The organism is Serratia myotis, assembly GCF_027474885.1.
GTDB classification, from domain to species: domain Bacteria; phylum Pseudomonadota; class Gammaproteobacteria; order Enterobacterales; family Enterobacteriaceae; genus Serratia; species Serratia proteamaculans.
In genome coordinates this window covers 2,004,328-2,024,463 of record NZ_CP099707.1, presented here as the reverse complement: position 1 = coordinate 2,024,463, position 20,136 = coordinate 2,004,328, and the positions used below count along the sequence as shown (strand labels likewise).

Annotated in this window: 21 protein-coding genes; 11 read left to right on the top strand and 10 right to left on the bottom strand. The window is 55.2% G+C overall.

The window, feature by feature from the left end; genetic code table 11:
* Positions 1–17: 17 nt before the first annotated feature.
* Positions 18–179, bottom strand: a complete 162-nt coding sequence (locus NHG65_RS09550; RefSeq protein WP_099064822.1) for a histidine kinase — start codon at positions 177–179, stop codon at positions 18–20.
* A 274-nt stretch (positions 180–453) separates the two neighbouring features.
* Between NHG65_RS09550 and NHG65_RS09545 the strand changes: the two genes are divergently transcribed.
* From NHG65_RS09545 to NHG65_RS09530, 4 genes are all read left to right on the top strand, one after another.
* Positions 454–1,374, top strand: a complete 921-nt coding sequence (locus NHG65_RS09545; protein ID WP_099064821.1) for a Kdo(2)-lipid IV(A) acyltransferase — start codon at positions 454–456, stop codon at positions 1,372–1,374.
* A gap of 100 nt (positions 1,375–1,474) precedes the next feature.
* The gene (locus NHG65_RS09540; RefSeq protein WP_085116217.1) at positions 1,475–1,759 is read left to right on the top strand and encodes a YciI family protein; all 285 of its coding nucleotides are present in this window, start codon (positions 1,475–1,477) and stop codon (positions 1,757–1,759) included.
* Between the two features lie 200 nt (positions 1,760–1,959).
* Positions 1,960–3,195 carry a multidrug efflux MFS transporter MdtG gene (gene mdtG / locus NHG65_RS09535; RefSeq protein WP_261415783.1) on the top strand — a complete coding sequence of 412 codons (1,236 nt, stop codon included), beginning with the start codon at positions 1,960–1,962 and terminating at the stop codon, positions 3,193–3,195.
* A gap of 476 nt (positions 3,196–3,671) precedes the next feature.
* Positions 3,672–5,225 (top strand): peptide MFS transporter, encoded by a 1,554-nt coding sequence (locus tag NHG65_RS09530; RefSeq protein ID WP_099065683.1) that lies wholly within the window; start codon positions 3,672–3,674, stop codon positions 5,223–5,225.
* Positions 5,226–5,306: 81 nt separating this feature from the next.
* On the opposite strand, the gene NHG65_RS09525 is transcribed toward NHG65_RS09530, so the two are convergent.
* Genes NHG65_RS09525 through NHG65_RS09515 form a run of 3 tightly spaced genes read right to left on the bottom strand, consistent with a single transcriptional unit; the run spans position 5,307 to position 6,485 of the window.
* On the bottom strand, positions 5,307–5,738 hold the full coding sequence (locus NHG65_RS09525) for a DUF6691 family protein (protein ID WP_499183215.1): 432 nt from the start codon (positions 5,736–5,738) through the stop codon (positions 5,307–5,309).
* 4 nt (positions 5,739–5,742) lie between these two features.
* Positions 5,743–6,177, bottom strand: coding sequence for a YeeE/YedE family protein (locus tag NHG65_RS09520; protein WP_207977709.1), 435 nt, complete (start codon positions 6,175–6,177; stop codon positions 5,743–5,745).
* Positions 6,174–6,485, bottom strand: a complete 312-nt coding sequence (locus tag NHG65_RS09515; RefSeq protein ID WP_085116212.1) for an ArsR/SmtB family transcription factor — start codon at positions 6,483–6,485, stop codon at positions 6,174–6,176. The genes NHG65_RS09520 and NHG65_RS09515 overlap by 4 nt, the downstream gene beginning before the upstream one ends.
* A 140-nt stretch (positions 6,486–6,625) precedes the next feature.
* On the opposite strand from NHG65_RS09515, the gene NHG65_RS09510 reads away from it, so the two are divergent.
* The gene (locus NHG65_RS09510) at positions 6,626–7,387 is read left to right on the top strand and encodes an AraC family transcriptional regulator (RefSeq protein ID WP_085116211.1); all 762 of its coding nucleotides are present in this window, start codon (positions 6,626–6,628) and stop codon (positions 7,385–7,387) included.
* Here NHG65_RS09510 and leuA read toward each other — a convergent pair.
* Positions 7,372–9,042 (bottom strand): 2-isopropylmalate synthase, encoded by a 1,671-nt coding sequence (gene leuA / locus NHG65_RS09505; RefSeq protein ID WP_499183214.1) that lies wholly within the window; start codon positions 9,040–9,042, stop codon positions 7,372–7,374. The genes NHG65_RS09510 and leuA overlap by 16 nt on opposite strands.
* A 207-nt stretch (positions 9,043–9,249) precedes the next feature.
* On the opposite strand from leuA, the gene NHG65_RS09500 reads away from it, so the two are divergent.
* On the top strand, positions 9,250–9,627 hold the full coding sequence (locus NHG65_RS09500; protein WP_499183213.1) for a MysB family protein: 378 nt from the start codon (positions 9,250–9,252) through the stop codon (positions 9,625–9,627).
* A gap of 63 nt (positions 9,628–9,690) precedes the next feature.
* Positions 9,691–10,251 carry a GNAT family N-acetyltransferase gene (locus NHG65_RS09495; protein WP_499183212.1) on the top strand — a complete coding sequence of 187 codons (561 nt, stop codon included), beginning with the start codon at positions 9,691–9,693 and terminating at the stop codon, positions 10,249–10,251.
* On the opposite strand, the gene NHG65_RS09490 is transcribed toward NHG65_RS09495, so the two are convergent.
* The 3 genes from NHG65_RS09490 to NHG65_RS09480 all read right to left on the bottom strand — a co-directional run bounded on the left by NHG65_RS09490 (position 10,242) and on the right by NHG65_RS09480 (position 14,773).
* Positions 10,242–10,487, bottom strand: coding sequence for a YceK/YidQ family lipoprotein (locus tag NHG65_RS09490; RefSeq protein ID WP_099065689.1), 246 nt, complete (start codon positions 10,485–10,487; stop codon positions 10,242–10,244). The two genes, NHG65_RS09495 and NHG65_RS09490, sit on opposite strands and share 10 nt — an antisense overlap.
* Before the next feature lie 163 nt (positions 10,488–10,650).
* On the bottom strand, positions 10,651–13,212 hold the full coding sequence (gene mdoH / locus NHG65_RS09485) for a glucans biosynthesis glucosyltransferase MdoH (protein ID WP_099061645.1): 2,562 nt from the start codon (positions 13,210–13,212) through the stop codon (positions 10,651–10,653).
* Positions 13,205–14,773: a glucan biosynthesis protein G gene (locus NHG65_RS09480; RefSeq protein WP_176980288.1), complete on the bottom strand. Its 1,569-nt coding sequence runs from the start codon at positions 14,771–14,773 to the stop codon at positions 13,205–13,207. The genes mdoH and NHG65_RS09480 overlap by 8 nt, the downstream gene beginning before the upstream one ends.
* A 258-nt stretch (positions 14,774–15,031) precedes the next feature.
* Between NHG65_RS09480 and mdoC the strand changes: the two genes are divergently transcribed.
* The 4 genes from mdoC to NHG65_RS09460 all read left to right on the top strand — a co-directional run bounded on the left by mdoC (position 15,032) and on the right by NHG65_RS09460 (position 19,130).
* Entirely contained in the window at positions 15,032–16,162 is a 1,131-nt protein-coding gene (gene mdoC / locus NHG65_RS09475; protein ID WP_499183211.1) for a glucans biosynthesis protein MdoC, read from the top strand.
* Positions 16,163–16,478: 316 nt separating this feature from the next.
* Positions 16,479–16,703, top strand: a complete 225-nt coding sequence (locus NHG65_RS09470; RefSeq protein ID WP_085116203.1) for a hypothetical protein — start codon at positions 16,479–16,481, stop codon at positions 16,701–16,703.
* Between the two features lie 302 nt (positions 16,704–17,005).
* A complete protein-coding gene (locus NHG65_RS09465; protein WP_099061648.1) occupies positions 17,006–18,727 on the top strand; it encodes a potassium/proton antiporter in 1,722 nt (573 codons plus the stop codon).
* Between the two features lie 274 nt (positions 18,728–19,001).
* Positions 19,002–19,130 carry a hypothetical protein gene (locus tag NHG65_RS09460; RefSeq protein WP_255408972.1) on the top strand — a complete coding sequence of 43 codons (129 nt, stop codon included), beginning with the start codon at positions 19,002–19,004 and terminating at the stop codon, positions 19,128–19,130.
* 227 nt (positions 19,131–19,357) lie between these two features.
* Here NHG65_RS09460 and NHG65_RS09455 read toward each other — a convergent pair whose 3' ends face one another.
* Together NHG65_RS09455 and NHG65_RS09450 are read right to left on the bottom strand one after the other, a co-directional pair.
* Complete coding sequence (locus NHG65_RS09455) at positions 19,358–19,489, bottom strand: hypothetical protein (RefSeq protein ID WP_012006291.1); 132 nt, start codon at positions 19,487–19,489, stop codon at positions 19,358–19,360.
* A 69-nt stretch (positions 19,490–19,558) separates the two neighbouring features.
* Positions 19,559–20,062 carry a YlaC family protein gene (locus NHG65_RS09450; RefSeq protein ID WP_085116201.1) on the bottom strand — a complete coding sequence of 168 codons (504 nt, stop codon included), beginning with the start codon at positions 20,060–20,062 and terminating at the stop codon, positions 19,559–19,561.
* Between the last annotated feature and the right edge of the window lie 74 nt (positions 20,063–20,136).

The window sequence follows — 20,136 nt, the reverse complement described above, 5'->3', positions numbered from 1 at the left end:
GGAAACCGGGGTGAGGCTCAGCGCCCGCCCCGGCATTCGGTAAAACCGGAAATCACGATCCCCGCCAACAGGGCGACGCCCGACACCGCCAGCAACGGATTAAATTGCAGGTGGGCCCCCAGGCTGCCCAGCAATGCCCCGGTAACCAATAGTCCCGCACTTAACCATGATGCCAACATAAAACCCCCTGAATAATTGCGCGGTATAATACGCGTCTGTCGCTTACGGATTTTATCCTTTAGAGCGGTTCTGTCGAATTATTGGCCAACTTATATCCGTTTATCATTAAAAATGATGTTTTAATGCGGTGCCTTTTCACGTTGTGCGATAAAAATGCCACAATAGTCGGTTATAAACGGCAGAAAATCGTGCAGGGTCAAGGCTCCGGTGCAGAACTGGCCCTCCCATCATTCTGTTATTATCATTAAATGACTGCTTCTAAGCTGAGAACACATGACTCAAGTTCCTTCTTTTAATCGCTCTTTACTGCATCCGCGTTACTGGCTTACCTGGATCGGCATCGGTTTGCTCTATCTGCTGGTCTTGCTGCCTTACCCGATTATCTATCGCCTTGGCACCTCGCTGGGTCGTTTTTCCATGCGTTTTCTCAGACGCCGCGTGGAGATTGCCCAGCGTAACCTGATGCTGTGCTTCCCTGATATGCCACAGGCCGAGCGTGATGCACTGGTGGTTCAGAACTTTGAGTCCGTCGGCATGGGGTTATTTGAAACCGGCATGGCGTGGTTTTGGCCAAACTGGCGTATCGAGCGCTGGTTCCAGGTCAGCGGGCTGGAACATATTCAGAAGGCTCGAGACAACCATCAGGGTGTACTGCTGATCGGCCTGCACTTCCTGACGCTGGAGCTCGGTGCCCGGATCTTTGGCATTCATAACCCAGGTATCGGCGTTTACCGGCCGCACGACAACAAGCTGATGGACTGGCTGCAAACCTGGGGTCGCATGCGTTCCAACAAATCGATGCTGGACCGTAAAGACGTTAAAGGCATGATCCGCGCATTGAAACAGGGCGACATCATCTGGTACGCCCCGGATCACGACTACGGTCCGCGCAGCAGCGTGTTCGCCCCGCTGTTCGCCGTGGAGAAAGCCGCCACCACCACCGGCAGCTACATACTGGCGAGAATGGGTAAACCCGCGATTATTCCTTTTACCCCACGCCGCCTGCCGGACGCCAAAGGGTACGAACTGATCATGCAGCCGGCGGTGGAAAACTTCCCGCTGGATAATGAGTTCGAGGCCGCAGCCTTTATGAACAAGGTGGTGGAGAAGGAGATCCTGATGGCACCGGATCAGTACATGTGGCTGCATCGCCGCTTTAAAACTCGTCCGGAAGGCGAACCCTCACTGTACTGACCGCTAACCCGCCGCACGGCGGGTTTTTTATTCCGCTGATCTTGAGAATCGGCGGTAACGGTGGGATGGTAAAGCCTTCGTCGCTAATCCTGGAGTTGTTATGTACATCGTTAACCTGACCTACCACCGCCCGATAGCAGAAGTCGACGGCCACCTTGAAGGGCACATTGCCTGGCTGAAGAAATATTTCCAGGACGGCACCTTCATCGCCTCCGGCCGTAAGAATCCGCGCACCGGCGGTGTGATCCTGGTGAAGGGCATAGATCGCGCCCAACTGGACGCCATTGTCGCGCAGGATCCCTTCAACGCCGTAGCGCACTATGAGATTACCGATGTCGCCCTCTCCACCACCGCCAGTGGTTTTGAACTGCTCGCCGGGCTTTAAATCTGCCGATTTTCCGCGCGCACAGCGCGGAATACTGCCAATATTCTATTTTTAAAACTTTATTTCATTTTCCGTCTATCCCTCCCCACATCAATTGATGCCGCCTATAATTAAGCGCATACTTATCAGGCTAACTTTTTTGCTTTGCCCCCTTGCTTGTGCACGTCCGCAAAGCGCCCCACCTTATGCAGCAGGAAAATATGGCTTCGGCACCAGAACCCATCAACTGGAAACGCAATCTTTTTGTCACCTGGCTGGGGTGTTTCCTCACCGGTGCCGCCTTCAGCCTGATCATGCCATTCCTGCCGCTTTATGTAGAAACCCTTGGCGTCACCGGCCACCAGGCGCTGAACATGTGGTCTGGCCTGGTTTTCAGTATCACCTTCCTGTTTTCTGCGATTGCCTCCCCATTCTGGGGCGGGCTGGCTGACCGGCGCGGACGTAAGCTGATGCTGTTGCGCTCGGCACTGGGTATGGCGATTGTGATGCTGCTGATGGGCATGGCGCAGAATATCTGGCAATTTTTGGCGCTGCGCGCGGTACTGGGCCTGCTCGGCGGTTTTATCCCCAACGCCAACGCGCTGATCGCCACTCAGGTGCCGCGCAATCGCAGCGGCTGGGCGCTGGGTACCCTGTCCACCGGCGGGGTCAGTGGTGCCTTGATTGGGCCACTGATTGGTGGCCTGCTAGCCGACCAATATGGCCTGCGTCCGGTGTTCTACATTACCGCCGGTGTGCTGCTGGCCTGCTTTGTTCTGACGCTGCTGTATGTCAAAGAACAATTCACCCCGGTGCAGAAAAAAGACATGCTGCACGCCCGTCAGGTGTTTGCGGCGCTCAAGAGCCCCAAGCTGATCCTCAGTCTGTTTGTCACCACCATGATTATTCAAGTCGCTACCGGATCCATAGCGCCGATCCTGACGCTGTACGTGCGTGATCTGGCCGGTAATATTCATAATCTGGCCTTTGTCAGTGGCCTGATCGCCTCGGTGCCGGGCGTCGCCGCGCTAATGAGTGCGCCACGGCTGGGCAAGCTGGGCGACAGGATCGGCCCGGAGCGCATTTTGGTGTTTATGCTGATCGTATCGGTGCTATTGCTGATCCCGATGGCCTTTGTGCAAACCCCGTGGCAACTCGGCGTACTGCGCTTCCTGCTGGGTGCGGCCGACGGTGCGCTGTTGCCGGCGGTACAAACCTTGCTGATCTATAACTGCACCAATCAGGTAGCCGGGCGGATTTTCAGCTATAACCAATCATTCCGCGATATAGGCAACGTCAGTGGCCCATTGATGGGTGCCGCCGTCTCCGCCAGCTATGGCTTTCGCGCGGTATTCTGCGTCACCGCCGTGGTGGTGCTGTTCAACGCGATTTATTCCTGGTGGTGTTTGCAACGCCGACCGGCGCGGATGAGGGAAGACACCCTGCAGGAAGAGTAATAGCCGTATTTATCACCAGTTCCCTCACTTAAATGGGCTGACGGCCCGTTTACCCTACTTTTAGTATTGATACCCCTCAGTATCCCTCAGCCAGTGCTCATCAGATAATTCTTAATGCAATTGCTTGTTTTTAAAAAAGTTATTAACTTTTAGTGCAATAAACCACCTGTCAATAACATTCCCGCCGTAACCAACATAAAAACCAGGAAAGGAGATGTTTGTCGACTTTTCATCTAAAAAATGGGATACAGGGACTAGACAAAACCACCATCCAGTTATCAAATGGTTAAATAATATCACGCCCAATGTAAAGCATTGGCCAAGTGAAAAAAGGCCGACGCGCTTTCCACGGTTAACGGGCGCTGCGGCTGCGGTTTTGTCGGGTAATCCGCACTGGGTGGATCACCTTCCTTAAATACACATACATACCACAATATAAGCTGCATCAATGCGGCGCATTTTATTGGGAAGACGTTATGCAATCCTCTGTTAATAACCAAGAAAGCCGGACCTTCTTCGGCCATCCTTATCCGCTGGGATCCCTGTTCTTTACCGAAATGTGGGAGCGGTTCTCGTTTTACGGCATTCGCCCATTACTGATCCTGTTTATGGCCGCCACGGTCTACGACGGCGGCATGGGGTTGGCACGTGAAAATGCTTCGGCGATTGTCGGTATTTTTGCCGGCAGCATGTATCTGGCTGCCCTGCCGGGCGGCTGGTTGGCAGATAACTGGCTGGGTCAGCAAAAGGCGGTTTGGTACGGCTCAATTCTGATCGCCCTCGGCCACCTGTCGATCGCGCTGTCTGCCTTTATGGGCAACAACCTGTTCTTCATCGGCCTGATGTTTATCGTGCTGGGTTCCGGCCTGTTCAAAACCTGTATCTCGGTGATGGTCGGTACGCTGTACAAGAAAGGCGACAACCGCCGTGACGGTGGTTTCTCGCTGTTCTATATGGGCATCAACATGGGCTCGTTTATCGCCCCGTTGATCTCCGGCTGGTTGATCCGTTCCCACGGCTGGCACTGGGGCTTCGGTATCGGGGGTATCGGCATGCTGGTGGCGCTGGTGATCTTCCGCGTCTTTGCCGTCCCGGCGATGAAACGCTATGACAGCGAAGTGGGCCTGGACTCCACCTGGAACAGCCCGGTCGCCAAGAAAAACGGCGTCGGTGCCTGGCTGATTGCGCTGGCCGTCGGTGCGGCGGTGATTATCACCCTGATTGCCCAGGGCATCATCGTGATTAACCCGGTCGCTGTGGCCAGTACGCTGGTTTACGTGATTGCCGCCTCGGTCACCCTGTACTTCATTTACCTGTTCGTGTTTGCCGGCCTGAGCCGTAAAGAACGCGCCCGCCTGTTGGTCTGCTTCATCCTGCTGGTGTCCGCGGCCTTCTTCTGGTCAGCCTTCGAACAGAAACCGACCTCGTTCAACCTGTTTGCCAACGACTATACCAACCGTATGATTGGCGACTTCGAGATCCCGGCGGTGTGGTTCCAGTCGATCAACGCCCTGTTTATCATCCTGCTGGCACCGGTATTTAGCTGGGCATGGCCGGCACTGGCGCGTAACAAAATCCGTCTGAGCAGCATCACCAAGTTCGTTATCGGTATTCTGTTTGCCGCTGCGGGCTTCGGGCTGATGATGCTGGCTGCGCAGAACGTGCTGAGCAACGGCGGCGCGGGCGTGTCTCCGCTGTGGCTGGTCGGCAGTATTTTAATGCTGACGCTGGGTGAGCTGTGCCTTAGCCCTATCGGCCTGGCGACCATGACCCTGTTGGCGCCGGAAAGAATGCGTGGCCAGATGATGGGCCTGTGGTTCTGCGCCAGCGCGCTGGGTAACCTGGCGGCCGGTCTGATCGGTGGCCATGTGAAAGCCGACCAACTGGGTATGCTGCCTGATCTGTTCGCACGCTGCTCAATTGCGCTGTTGATCTGCGCCGCAGTATTGACCCTGCTGATCGTCCCGATCCGCCGCATGATGGAAAACACTCAGGGCAAAAGCGCACAGAAACCGGCTGCCAACGCCTGATTACTGTTTCGTTTACCCTTCAGCCAGCGCCCGGTGCGCTGGCTTTTTTATGCCTCCCAGGCCCTCGGTTACTCCATCGCGTTAGCTATTGGCATTACGTCTCCGCATCATAATGATTTCATACAGTGCCATGCCCACCAGCATCGCCGCCACGAACAGCCAGCCCGCCGAAGAGCCCGCCCCGGCGAGTACCCAGGCCGGCCCAGGGCAAATGCCCGCCATGCCCCAGCCAATGCCAAACAACGCGCTGCCTGCCAGTAAACGACCATCGAGACGACGGTTGGTTGGGATCTGCATCTCCTCCCCCAACAAACTGCGCTGTCGGTGGCGAGCCCAAAGAAACGCCGGTGCCGCCACCGCAATTGCCCCCACCATCACCAATGCCAGCGACGGATCCCAATGGCCGGTAATATCGAGAAACGCCAAGACCTTGGCCGGATTGGCCATACCGGCAACGATCAGGCCAAGGCCAAAAATCGCACCGCTCAGTAAAGCAAACAGGTATCTGAACATGGTGTTAGCCTCCCACCCAGTGACGAACTGCCCAGACCGTGGCAAAGCCCAGCAGCATGAATACCGCCGTGGCCGCCAGCGAACGCGGTGCCAGTCTTGCCGTACCGCAAACGCCATGGCCGCTGGTACAGCCGCCGCCCAACCGGGTACCCAACCCCACCAACAATCCGGCCACGATCAGCCACAGGCTGCTGCCACTCACTGGCATTGCCGGTAAGGGTGCGCCAATACCATACAGCCAGGGCGATACCAACAGCCCGACAAGAAATGCGGCCCGCCAGGCTTTCTCCTTGCCCCGCGGCGTCAGCAAACCCCCGGTAATCCCACTGATGCCGGCGATACGGCCGTTAAACACCAGTAGCAGCGTGACCGCGATACCAATAATCCCTCCGCCAGCCAGGGCCGATAACGGCGTAAAATGCAGCCAGTCAATGGTCATTGTGTCTCTCCCGGTTTTGGACAGTAGAGTTGATACAGGATGCCCAGTATTGCCAGCGCCTTTTCATCGCTGACCGCGTAGTAAATTTGCTTGCCGTCACGGCGTGTGGCTACCAACCCTTCCTGACGTAACACGCCAAGCTGTTGTGAAAGTGTCGGCTGGCGGATCGCCAACGCCTGAGCCAATTCCCCTACCGACATCTCGCCCTGGCTGAGCTGACACAGCAACAGTAAGCGATCCTCATTGCCCAGCGTCCGCAGTAATGTTCCGGCCTGCGCTGCCGCCTGCCGCATGCTGTCGATATCCATCACCCCTCCATATAGTTTATAAAATAATATATTGTATATTTATAAACTATATTCCCCCACCGCACCATAGGCTGGTACGAAAGGTTTCAGCATGGCATGCTGCCGTTATAACTTTCCGCGGACTGGGGATGCCCCAAACAATGCTGCTTTTCCATGACGCTGTGCCCGCCAACCGGTCGATTGTACCGATTGCCAAAGATTACCAGCACGGCGACTTCGAGCCGCCCCACTACCATGACTGCGCGCAATTGATTCATAGCCTCAGTGGCGTGGTGCAGGTCAATACCCGTCTGGGCAGTTGGGTGGTACCGCCAGGGCGCGGCGTCTGGCTGCCGGCACGGGTTGAGCACAGCCTGCGCATCACCGGCAAGGTCGCGGCAAGAGCTCTGCTGGTCGATCCGCTGGCGCGCGCCGATCTGCCGGCACGTTGTGAAGTGGTGCAGGTTTCCCCGTTGCTGCGCGAACTGATTATCTGTGCGATGGATATTACGGCGGACTACCCCACCGGAGGACGTGAAGAGCGGATCATGGAGCTGATCCTGGATGAGCTGCGCGTGCTGCCTATTTTGCCACTGAATCTACCCGAGCCGCGCACTGAGGCGCTGCTGACACTGTGTCGGCATATTCAGCAATCGCTGGCACACCCTTGGGAGTTGGAGCAGGCGGCCCGTTACATCAACGTCAGTGGCCGCACGCTGTCACGGCGCTTTCAGCGTGAGACCGGGCTGCGCTTTGGTGACTGGGTGCGACGTGCCCGGTTACTGGCGGCATTGAATGCGCTGGCCGCCGGGCATTCGGTGTTGGAAGTGGCGCTGGATCTGGGTTACGACAGCCCCAGTGCTTTCAGCGCCATGTTCCGTCGCCTGCTCGGCGTCGCGCCCAGTGCTTATTTCGCCAAATAACGTGCGGCAACGTTGAACAGTGCCTGCAACGAGGCACTGGCGGAATCGACGTCGATGCCCACGCCATAAGCCGCCTCACCGTGCGCCAGCGTACAGCGAATGTAGGCTACGGCGCGGCTGTGGCTCTGATGCCCTAATGTATGCTCGTGGTAGTCCTCTATCGCCAGATTCAGTCCAAAACTCTGACGCAGCGCATCCACGGCACTGGACAACAGGCCGTTCCCTACGCCCAGCAACCGCTGCTGTTGCCCTTCGAACAACACCCGGGCACTGAAGCTGTAGGCCTCGACGCTGTGACTCTCGGTCTGATAGCTCAGCAATTGCAAGCGCGGTTGCTCGACCAGGCCATAACTGAGGCGAAACAGTCGCCACAACTCGGCGGTGGTCATCTCTTTGCCGCTGCCGTCGGTCGATCGCTGCACTACCTTGCTGAAATCAATCTGCAGCCCGCGGGGTAACGACAATCCATGGTTCTGTTCCAGCAGCCAGGCCGCCCCACTTTTACCCGACTGGCTGTTAACCCGGATCACCGCTTCATAACTGCAGCCGACGTCCGCCGGATCGAGCGGCAGATAAGGCACCTGCCACAGGCCATCCTGTCGCTGCTGCTGGGCGGCGAACCCCTTTTTGATCGCATCCTGATGCGAGCCGGAAAAGGCGGTGAAAACCAGTTCACCAGCATAAGGATGACGTGGGTGCACCGGCAGTTGGTTGCATTGCTCGACCACCTCCACCAGCTGCTTCAACTGGCTAAAGTCCAGCCCCGGCGCAATACCCTGGGTATACAGATTGAGCGCCAGCGTCACCAGGTCAACATTGCCGGTGCGCTCACCATTACCGAACAGGCAGCCTTCCACCCGATCGGCGCCGGCCAGCATCGCCAGTTCGGCGCAGGCGACTCCGGTACCGCGATCGTTATGCGGATGCACGCTGATGGTCACCCGATTTCGCTGACTGAAGCGACGGCAAAACCATTCAATCTGGTCGGCGTAAACGTTCGGTGTACTGACTTCTACCGTCGCCGGCAGGTTGATGATCATCGGCCGCCCGGGGCCAGGCTGCCAGACATCCGCTACCGCTTCGCAAATTTCCAACGCAAACTCCAGCTCGGTAAAGCAGAAGGTCTCCGGCGAATACTCAAAGGTCCAGGCAGTCTCCGGCTGCTGCTCGCACTGCTGGCGAATACGCAGCGCCCCGTTGACTGCCAGCGCCACCGTTGCCGCCTTATCCTGCTTAAACACAATTTCACGGAACATCGGCGCGGTGGCGTTATACAAATGCACAATAGCTCGTGGCGCCCCCCGCAATGCCTCAAAGGTGCGATCGATCAGGTCATCACGCGACTGGGTCAAGACCTGAATGCTGACGTCGTTCGGGATCAGTTGCTCATCAATCAATGAGCGAACAAAATCAAAATCGGTTTGCGACGCCGAAGGAAACGCCACCTCAATCTCTTTAAACCCACACTGCAACAGCAGTTGGTAGAACTGGCGCTTACGGTCGTTATCCATCGGCTCTGCCAGCGCCTGATTGCCATCACGAAGATCGCTGGAGCACCAACGCGGCGCCTGCTGCAGGGTACGACCGGGCCATTGACGCTCCGGCAATACCACCGGCGGGAAAGGACGATATTTGATTGAAGGGTTGGCTAACATGGCGATCTCCTGGGCTGTCATAAGCGATGCCTTATTATTTCCTGCCGGAAGATGACCTGCTCCCGCTTGGCGGACAACCATCGTCGCGAAACGGACAACAAAAAAATTTGCATCCTGCGCCAGTGCAGCAACAATTACTTTTGATGTCAGTCATGGCGTTTTGGCACGGCCAAAATCCTTTCGTTACCCTCACTACTGGAGATAACCATGAGCCTGTATGCAACCCTGGAAGAAGCAATTGAAGCAGCGCGCGAGGAATTTATTGAGTCCGCCGAAAGCGGTAACGATGATCAACCGCCGGTGCCACAACAGTTCAATCTGCAAAAGTACGTGATGCAGGATGGTGATATCCTGTGGCAGGCCGAGTTCTTTGAGCAAGAAGGGGAATCGGTCGAGTGTCTGACGTTACGCAGCGGTGCCGCCGCACTGGCCATTTTCGACGGTGATTATGACGAAGTCGAAATCAGCGCCGAATGGATCGAGGAAAACACGCTGCACGAGTGGGAAGAAGGGGATTTCCAACTCGATCCCCCACTGGATACCGAAGAGGGCCAAACCGCCGCCGACGAGTGGGATGAACGTTGAATGATAGCGGGCGGGAGCGAAACTTCCCGCCCATAAACTCCCCATCATTTTCAGAGAGGCATCATGATTATCCGCCAGGCACGCCCCGAGGATTACCCCGCCATTCTGCAGCTGCAAACACAAAATACCCCGGCCAATTTAAGCGACAGCCAGAAACGTCAGGGTTTTATCGTTTCGAGTATGAACGAAGCCCAATTAACCCGCATTAACCAGGGTCTGGGTATTCTGGTGGCAGTTGAAGATCAGGCGTTGGCCGGTTTTGTTTGCCTGATGACCACGGACGCGCAGCCCCGCCCGCCGGTGGTGGATGCCATGCTGGAAAAACTTGCCTGCGAGTCGTTCAACGGGCAACCGTTGAATGAACAGCGGGTGTTTATGTATGGCCCGGTGTGTCTGGATACCGCCTGGCGTGGCAAAGGCGTGCTGAAGCAACTGTTCGCCGCCGTCAAGGCACACACCCGGGAGGAATTTGACGTTGGCGCTCTGTTTATTGACGACAGCAACCCGCACTCACTGGCGGCCCATCAGCAGGGGTTGAAGATGACGGTGCTGGCCCCCTTCCACTGCGGCCCGCATGGATACCAACTGCTGGTGTTTGCCACCCGGGACCAGGCTTATTCGTAAGGCCCGTGCTGCGCATCAAACGGCAGCATAAAGGTATCTACCACCATCGACAGCGGCACATCGATCACCGTGACATAACGCCAGGGCGTATCGCGCAGATCCCATTGCACACCAGGGTAATATTGATGGCCGTGGCCGGCACCCGGTACTGTGCGGCTGATAATACTGCCGCAGCCGGTTAACAGCGTCACGCCTGCTGCCAATAATGCCAGCCGAAGAAAAGCAGAAAGATTCACCAAATTGACTCTTGACCCTGGTTGTTCTGAAAGTAAACAACGCCCGGCGCGAATGTTAACATAGTTTTTTCCATTCAGATTGTCAGCATAGCGTAAGCGAAGCGCCAAAAAAAAACGGGGAACACGCAATGCGCATTCCCCGTTTCAGCTACCCGGTCAAGGCTTAACGTTGACCTTGCGGATGAGCCCGTTCATTGTGCGGCAGTTGCTGGTAGTGCTCGCGCCAGGCGGCCCCTTCCGGCAGTAACCAAACACGCTGATGCAAGCGCGATAACGCAACGGGATCGCTTAACAGCTCCAGGCGTTTGCCCTTCACCAGCTTCTCCGGCCCCAGTTGCAATGCCTCGTTCACCCGCTCTTCACGGTTGTGCTCGATAGCACCCCGCAGGTGGTGACGCGCGGTCGCCAGCGCAGCCGCCAAAGCATTGAACGACGGGTTAACCACCGCGTGCATAAAGCCATTGGCCAGAGCACGTTCACGGTTAAGCTGCAAATACTCTTCGGTCGCCAGCAGTTCACGCGGCGGAGAGTACTCTTCCGGGATCAGGAACAGTTTGGCTCGCTTGCTTTTGATACCCAGCGTCGCCCGGCTCGACAGAGACGAAACGATCGGTGACAGGATCAGCGAGAACACGATCGGCGATAACCACCACAGGAAGCGCAGATCCAGCCAGGCCATACCACCGGCCCAGACCAGACCGAGCAGCATCTGTGAACCGTGGCGTTTAAAGGCTTCGCTCCATGGCGTGTCATCGTCGTCACGCTGCGGAGAGTTCCACACCACTTCCCAACCGAGGAAGGCGCTGACCACGAACACCGTATGGAATAGCATACGTACCGGTGCCAACAGCACCGAGAACAGCATTTCCAGCAGCATTGACAGGAACAGACGCACGCCACCGCCGTATTCCTTGGCACCTTTCGCCCAGATCAGCACGATACTGAGCAGCTTAGGCAGGAACAACAGCACCAGAGTGGTAGAGAACAGTGCTATCGCCAGTTCAGGACGCCACTGCGGCCAGACCGGGAACAGCTGACGTGGCTGCAGGAAGTACTGCGGCTCCATCAGGGTATGCACCACCTGCAACGCAGTGGACAACGCCAGGAACATAAACCACAGCGGTGCAGACAGGTATGACATCACGCCGGTCAGGAACACCGCACGGTGCACCGGGTGCATGCCTTTCACCAGGAACAGGCGGAAGTTCATCAGGTTACCGTGGCACCAGCGACGGTCACGCTTCAGTTCGTCCAGCAGGTTCGGCGGCAATTCTTCATAGCTGCCCGGCAGATCATAAGCAATCCACACGCCCCAACCGGCACGGCGCATCAGCGCGGCTTCCACAAAGTCATGCGACAAGATGGAACCGGCAAAGGAGCCTTCGCCCGGCAGCGGTGCCAGCGCACAGTGTTCGATAAACGGCTTCACGCGGATAATCGCGTTGTGGCCCCAGTAGTGCGACTCACCCAACTGCCAGAAGTGCAGACCGGCGGTAAACAGCGGCCCGTAAACGCGGGTAGCAAACTGCTGCACGCGAGCATACAACGTATCCATACCCGAGGCTTTCGGCGCAGACTGGATGATACCGGCGTTCGGGTTGGCTTCCATCAGGCGTACCAGACCGGTGAGACACTCACCGCTCATCACGCTGTCGGCATCCAGGATCACCATGTAGCTGTACTCGCCACCCCAGCGACGGCAGAAGTCGTCGATGTTGCCGCTTTTACGTTTCACACGGCGGCGACGGCGGCGATAGAAGATACGGCCATGGCCTTCTACGTCACGGCACAGTTCCATCCAGGCCTTCTGTTCCGCCATGCAAATATCCGGGTCGTAGCTGTCGCTCAGCACGTAGATATCGAAATGTTCGAGTTGACCGGTGGCGGCAACCGACTCATAGGTCGCGCGCAGGCCGGCGAACACCCGTTCGACGTCTTCGTTACAGATCGGCATGATCAACGCGGTGCGGTGCGCCGGATTGATTGGCTCATCGCCCTTGATGGTGGAAGAAATACTGTATTTGTCTTTGCCGATCAGCAACTGCAGGAAGCCCATCAGCGCGGTCCAGAACCCGGCCGATACCCAACAGAACAGAATGGCGAACAGGATCAGAATGCCGGTTTGCAACACGTAAGGCAGCAGTTGCAGCACCGATTGCATCAGATCCTGGTCCAGCATCGCCAGCGGATCGATCAGCGCCCAGCCCTGATATGGCAAGATGGTTTTCATGTACCAGGTAGCGATACCGGTCTGCACCAGCATCAGCACCAACAGCACATAACGGCGCATCGAACCGACCACGCGCCAGCGGTTTTCCGCGGCGGCTTCCTCTTTGGAAGCATGACGGTTGTGCGGCGAGCGCCCCAGCAGAGAATCCCAGAAGCGCGCCACCGGGTTGGTGCGCCAGGCTTCCGGGAACATGCTGGTGCGTTTAATCGGCGGCGTGGCCTTCAGAATACTGCGGCCTTCCACGTCATTGTCAAAATCGTCGTCGCTGACCGCATCCGGCCAGGCGCTTTCGATACGCGCCTTGACCGAGGCCAGCGCCACGTCATCCGCCGACAGCGTATTGACGTTGGCATCGGCGGCGCCCATCTTGCGATGCAGCGCCTCCAGTGCCTGGGCGTCATCCGCTCCCGGCTGGGGTTTAAGCGCCTCTGACTGCTGAGCAGTCAGAGGCATTGCCGCAAGATAATCCTGGGCAAGTTGAGTAGGCTTATTCATTGGCAGGTAGCTGATAGCTCCAGGTTTCCGACAGGGTCTTATCACCATTGACCAGCGCTGCGCGCATTTCTACCGGCTTCTTGTCGTCTTTCACTTTCAGACGCACCGTCAGACGCCAGCCTTTGGTCACTGGATTATAGCGGACATTGTTTTCTACCATTTCACCGTTGTCACCGATGCTCACCTGAGCGGCAACCGGTGTCGCCGCGTCCAGACCTTTCAGTACCGGGCCAACGAAGTCAACCAGGAATGCCACGCTGCCGTCTGGCTCGCGGATCAGGTTAGACTGCTTCACATCACCGGTAGAACGCATGGTCTGGCTGACGTAGGCAATGTCCTGCGAATGCAGTTTGTCTTCGTCACGGGTGAAATGCAGGCGATAGTTTAGTGCCAGCGGCGTTTTGGCATCCGGCAACACGTCCGGAGTCCAGAAGGCCACGATGTTGTCATTGGTTTCATCCGCCGTTGGGATCTCCACCAGCTCAACTTTCCCCTTGCCCCAGTCGCCACGCGGTTCGATCCAGGCGCTTGGACGCAGATCGTAACGGTCGTCCAGATCTTCGTAATCCTTGAAGTTACGGCCGCGCTGCAGCAGACCGAAACCTTTCGGATTCTCGACCTGATAGGTGCTGACGGACAGGTGCTTCGGATTATTCAGCGGACGCCAGATCCATTCGCCGTTGCCGGCATGGATAGACAGACCGTTAGAGTCATGCAGCGCCGGACGGTAGTTCAGCGTCGGCGAAGGCTGGTTTGGCCCGAACAGGTACATGCTGGTCAGCGGTGCCATACCCAGTTTGCCGACCTTGTCGCGCAGGAACACTTTAGACTCGACGTCCACCGTGGTATCGCGGCCCGGATAGACCACAAAACGGTAAGCCCCGGTAGCACGCGGTGAATCCAGCAGCGCGTAAATCACCAGATGTTTGTCGCCCTGCTTCGGACGTTCAACCCAGAATTCGCGGAAACGCGGGAACTCTTCACCGGACGGCAATGCAGTATCAATCGCCAGGCCACGTGCGGAAATACCGTAAACCTGCCCTTTACCCACCACGCGGAAGTAACTCGCGCCCAGCAGGCTCATAATTTCGTCGTTCTTGTCCGCACTGTTGATCGGATAAATCACCTTGAAACCGGCAAAGCCGAGGTTTTTTACCGAATCCGGATCGTGCTTCACCGAACCAAAGTTGAAGTAGTCCGGGTTGTACTTGATCTGCTTCACGGTGGTCGAGGTGACTTCATTGATTTTCACCGGCGTGTCGAAGTACATCCCCTGATGATAAAACTCAAGCTTGAATGGGGTTTTCAGCTTGCTCCAATAGGCTTTATCGTGATTGAACTGAATTTGCTGATAGTCCGCGAATTTCATCTCACGGAATTGAGAAGGAAGGTTGCTCTTCGGAGCCTCAAAGCCTTTTCCTGCCAGATCCTGTGCCTGCTTGGCCACATCATCAATAGAAAAAGCCCATGCCGGCGAAGTAAACAGCGTGAACAATACGGTCGCACCTAACCAACGTACGCTCGCGGCGCGTGGTTTCTTGGATAATATATTAACTAGCACATCCCCCCCTATTCGTGTGCTCAAATCATTTAAATCCATATTAATGGATTATTCAGCTTTCCGACAACATGATAAATGGATGGTTCATGTTTATGGCTCATAGTTTAAGCAGCTGACTAAACACCAGCGTAGCAAGCCCCGCAACAAGACGCTATGGAAAAATGTGAAACGCTATAGTAGGGTTTGAGGTTCGATTTAACCATTGCCGACTTATTAAGCGTGTTAATGACCATTCGATAAAATCACCAGCGGTAACCTATGACTAAAGGCAGCAACCAACGCGAGTTTTTCCTCGATTCGATCCGGGCTTATTTGATGTTGCTCGGCATCCCTTTTCATCTGTCCCTGATCTATTCCAGCCACGCCTGGGCGGTAAACAGCGCTACGCCTTCCTTCTCGCTAACGGTGCTGAACGACTTCATCCATGCCTTCCGCATGCAGGTGTTCTTCGTGATTTCCGGCTACTTCTCGTACATGCTCTACGAGCGCTATGAGCGCCATAAGTGGTTGAAGGTCAGGCTGGAACGAGTGGCGATCCCGCTGCTGAGTTCGATCCCGTTAATTACGGTGCCACAGTTTTTCATGCTGAAATACTTCACCGATAAATTGAACGGCTGGGAAAATTTTTCGCTCTATCAGAAAATAAATGTCACAGTTTGGGAACTGGTTTCTCATCTGTGGTTTTTATTAACCCTGACATTGCTGACCACCCTTTGTTTTTATCTGTTCAAAAAAATCAAGGCGATTAAAAGCAATACCCTTCCCTATCCAATAAATAAAATGACTGGATTAGGAAATATCTCACTGTTCTTTCTTATTTATGCTTTATTCTATTCGGCCGCGCACCGCATTATTTTAATTTTCGCACCGCATTTACTCTCCAATGGCCTGTTCAATTTCGTGGTGATGGAGACCATGTTCTACCTGCCGTTCTTCATCCTGGGTGCTTACGCCTTTAAGTATGTGTGGCTGAAAGAGATTTTTCTCAAGCCCTCACTCTGGTCGCTGCTCGGCTCGCTGCTGTTGTTCATTGCCTACATGCTAAATCAGAAGTATCTGGCCCACAGCAGCTATATGTTCGAGCTGGAAGTGGTGATCAAAACCCTGCTGGGGATCCTGATGGCGAACGTGGTTTTCTCATTCGGACATAACCTGCTGAACTATCACTCACCCCGAATCACTTATCTGGTCAATGCATCGCTCTTTATATATCTGGTGCACCACCCACTGACCTTGATATATGGCGCTTTTGTGACGCCGTATATCGACAATAATCTGCTGGGTTTCGTGCTCGGCCTGGTGTTTGTCTTCTCCTGTGCCTTCGTCTTATATGAGCTGCACAAACGCATTCCCCTGCTGCGGTTCCTGTTCTCCGGAAAACCGCAATAAGCCAATGGCCCAGTATGCTGGGCCGTTTGCTGTCATACGTCTGTACGCCTTAACCGATATCATGATTTCGCATACCCGTACCTCAGCCTATTTGAGCCACTGAGCACACATTGCTCACCCCGTTGGCGAAAGTTAAGGCAAAGTTATGCTGGAGCATATTGCCGCTAGTTGTTATAACTACAACGCATAAGTGGAAATCCACATCCCTGCCTTACGGTAGCGATTGGGCTCAATGAACCCTGAGGGACGGCGTTGTCGCTATCATTACGACAATGTTTGCAGTATCTCCCTTCCGTCACGACAGAGAGGATTTTTAATGACTGATAAAGACACTTCGGCTCCGGAAGCCGTACCAGAAAACGCCACCCTGCTAAAAATTCTTGGCCGATTGCTGTCCGCACTGGATGCGTCGATCGGCGGCAAGGACCGCAGTATTCTGGTCACCGAGCTTTCCAGCCTTAACCTTGACGGTATTTCGGAGTCAGAACGCAAACTGGCTGCCGAGCTGATCAAGCGGGCTTTGCAATCACTCGATCATTAATCACACCACGCCTGCAAACCATTAAGCCTCCTGACGGGGGTTTAATGGTTTTTCCTCCACCATCGCAATGGAAATTGAGATTTATTGTCAGGACAGAACCACAGCAAGCTGATAAATATAGATAAAAGTAAGAAGTTCACCGATTTATCCCCACTTCCTCACGCTTTCCTTCTTAAATGACAATAAATGCCAAACTGTTTTGTAAATCAGCCTTGGCGTTTTACCTAAAAAACAGGCTATCATCATGGGGTATCTGCGCCCGCGCGCAACGCCTTTCCCCCAGCCTGCAGGAGAACGTTATTTTGGATGCCAGCACCATTAACAGTTTGTTCATCATCGGTGCCGTGTTGGTGGGAGCAAGTATTCTTCTCAGTTCATTTTCCTCACGCCTGGGGATCCCCATTCTGGTGATCTTCCTGGCTATCGGCATGTTGGCGGGGGTCGATGGCCCTGGCGGTATCGTTTTCAGCAATTACCCTGTGGCCTATCTGGTCAGTAACCTGGCACTGGCCGTGATCCTGCTGGACGGTGGTATGCGCACCCGTGTCAGCTCATTCCGCGTGGCACTCTGGCCGGCACTTTCCCTCGCCACCGTCGGCGTGGTGATCACCGCCGGGCTTACCGGGCTGGCGGCCGCCTGGCTGTTCAACCTCGACTTGCTGCAGGGCATGCTGATTGGCGCCATTATCGGTTCCACCGACGCCGCCGCGGTATTTTCACTGCTGGGCGGTAAAGGGCTTAACGACCGCGTCAGCGCCACGCTGGAAATCGAATCCGGTAGCAACGATCCGATGGCGGTGTTTCTTACCATCACCCTGATTGCGATGATCTCCGCCGGCGAAACCACGCTGAGCTGGATGTTCCCGCTCCATTTGCTGCAGCAGTTCGGCATGGGGATTGTCTTTGGCCTCGGCGGCGGTTGGCTGCTGTTGACGCTAATCAACCACATAAAACTGGCGGAAGGCCTGTATCCGCTGTTGGCCGTCAGCGGTGGCATTTTGATTTTTGCCCTGACCACCGCGCTGGACGGCAGCGGCATTCTGGCGGTCTACCTGTGCGGCCTGATGCTGGGCAATCGCCCGATCCGCAACCGGCACGGGATTGTCCAGACCTTCGACGGACTGGCCTGGCTGAGCCAAATCGGCATGTTCCTGGTGCTGGGGCTGCTGCTCAATCCGCACGAGTTGTTGCCTATCGCCATCCCTGCCCTGCTGCTGTCGCTGTGGATGATTTTGTTCGCCCGACCGCTTTCGGTGTTTATCGGGCTGTTGCCGTTCCGCAGTTTTACCCTGCGTGAACGCAGCTTTATCTCATGGGTTGGCCTGCGCGGTGCCGTGCCGGTCATTCTGGCCGTCTTCCCGATGATGGCCGGATTGCCGAATGCTCAGCTGTTCTTCAACGTGGCCTTCTTTGTGGTACTGGTCTCACTGTTACTGCAAGGCACCACGCTGTCGTTCGCCGCGAAGAAAGCCAAGGTAATCGTGCCGCCGGCACTGGCGCCAATTTCGCGGGTTGGGTTGGACGTACACCCTGAAAACCAATGGGAACAGTTTGTTTATCAGCTGTCGTCAGAAAACTGGTGTGTGGGTGCTGCACTGCGTGAGCTGAAAATGCCGCCGGGCACGCGCATTGCCGCATTGTTCCGTGGCAAAGAGTTGTTGCACCCCAGCGGTAGTACGCGACTGCGTGAAGATGACATTCTGTGCGTTATCGGCCACGAACATGACTTACCGGTGCTGGGCAAACTGTTTAGCCAGGCGCCGGTGGTCACCATGGATGAGCGTTTCTTCGGTGACTTTATCCTGCAGTCGGACGCACGCCTGAGCGATATTTCACAGGTGTATGGGCTTAACCTGCAGGAAGGCGTGGACGAACAACAAACACTGGGGCAATTCGTCCTTAAACTGATTGGCGGCGAGCCCGTGGTCGGCGACCAGGTAGAATGGGATGGTCTGACCTGGACCATCGCCGAAATGGATGGCAACGCCATCAGTAAAATTGGCGTAAGAATTGTTACTGACTGATTTTTCCGCATCACCAGCCGCTGCGGAGCAACACACGCAGCGGCCCCCTCAAAACAGACGGAACTTATGGTCCTGGAAAGGTTCTTAAACTCTGTAATTATCAAAAGCGGGCGTTCAGCCCCGGCGGTTTAACCTTTACTCTGGGAACACTGCATCGCGGTGATGGGTATTGATTTGAACAGTAAAACTCGATTTCTATCAGCCATGCTGGGGATTGCACTGACGGTCATAGTGCTGGATCTGGGTATCGCCGATTTGGTCCACAGGCTCTTAATTGGATAATTTTAACGTGGCACAGCAGCAACAAGAAAAAGACATTCTGGGAAAAATACTGATAACCGTCTCCACGCTCTGCCTGGTTACCGTGGCGGCGCTGCTGATTTGGGGATTTGTGCTGGATTAAGCGTTGACCTGTGGGCGTAACACGGGAACACAACAACAACTATTTTGTTACAATACGCCCACATCTCTTGCCGACCATTACGCGTATGCTAAGCGCAGTCGGTAATAAAAATAAACCCTCATACTACTTAAGTGTTGGCCCGCCTGAAACGGGCTTTTTTTTTTGCCTGAAACACGGATTTTGGGCATAAAAAAACCGCCGCAGCGGTTCTTTATTAACGATGGCAATCAGATCTTGCAGCCTTCGCAGTCCGCCTCATCCTCAAGGATTTCTGGCAGTTCTTTGACTTTCTGCGCCGCTTTCTCTTCTGCTTGCGCCAATTCGGCATCGATATCAAAATCGAAAATGTCATCACTCATCGTAAATTCCTCACGCTTAACGGGCTTCAATGCGTGAGTATAATCGACAACCGCGCAGGCGGAAACCCTTCAGTTAAGCACCGCCACCTGCGGCTGCTCATCCTGTGGCTTCTTTGAATACGCCAGATCGTAAACGTCATAGAAATCAATCTCGCCCTTATTGGCGATGATTTCCTGCATCCGGGTTTTCATCGCAGCACCGATCGACGGCTCATCCAAAAGCGCCTTCACCGACTGCGGCGACAATGCGCGAGTGAAATACCACTCGCCGTTATAACATACGCGCAGATCCAGCACGCCGATGTCCTCGAAACGATACACCGGTTTGATTTCAATCAGCAGCATGGCGAACATGAACAACACGAAGGCGGTAAAAGCCAAAAAGGAGATGAAACCCATGTAGGGGACCTGATACATCACGGCGATCACGGCAAAATAGCCGGCAAACATGGCGAGGCACAGGTAACGGTGATCGCGGGCAAATTCGCTGTTAAAACGCAGCTTGCCGTCGCGCCCTTCCTGCCGATTGATCCGCTCGATTTCTTTTACCAAGATGCTTTTAATCGCGTCCATCGCTACAACCTTATGCCTGGGGGACATTATTGCTATCAATAATCATTCCTCAAACTAACACAGGTACAGTTTGC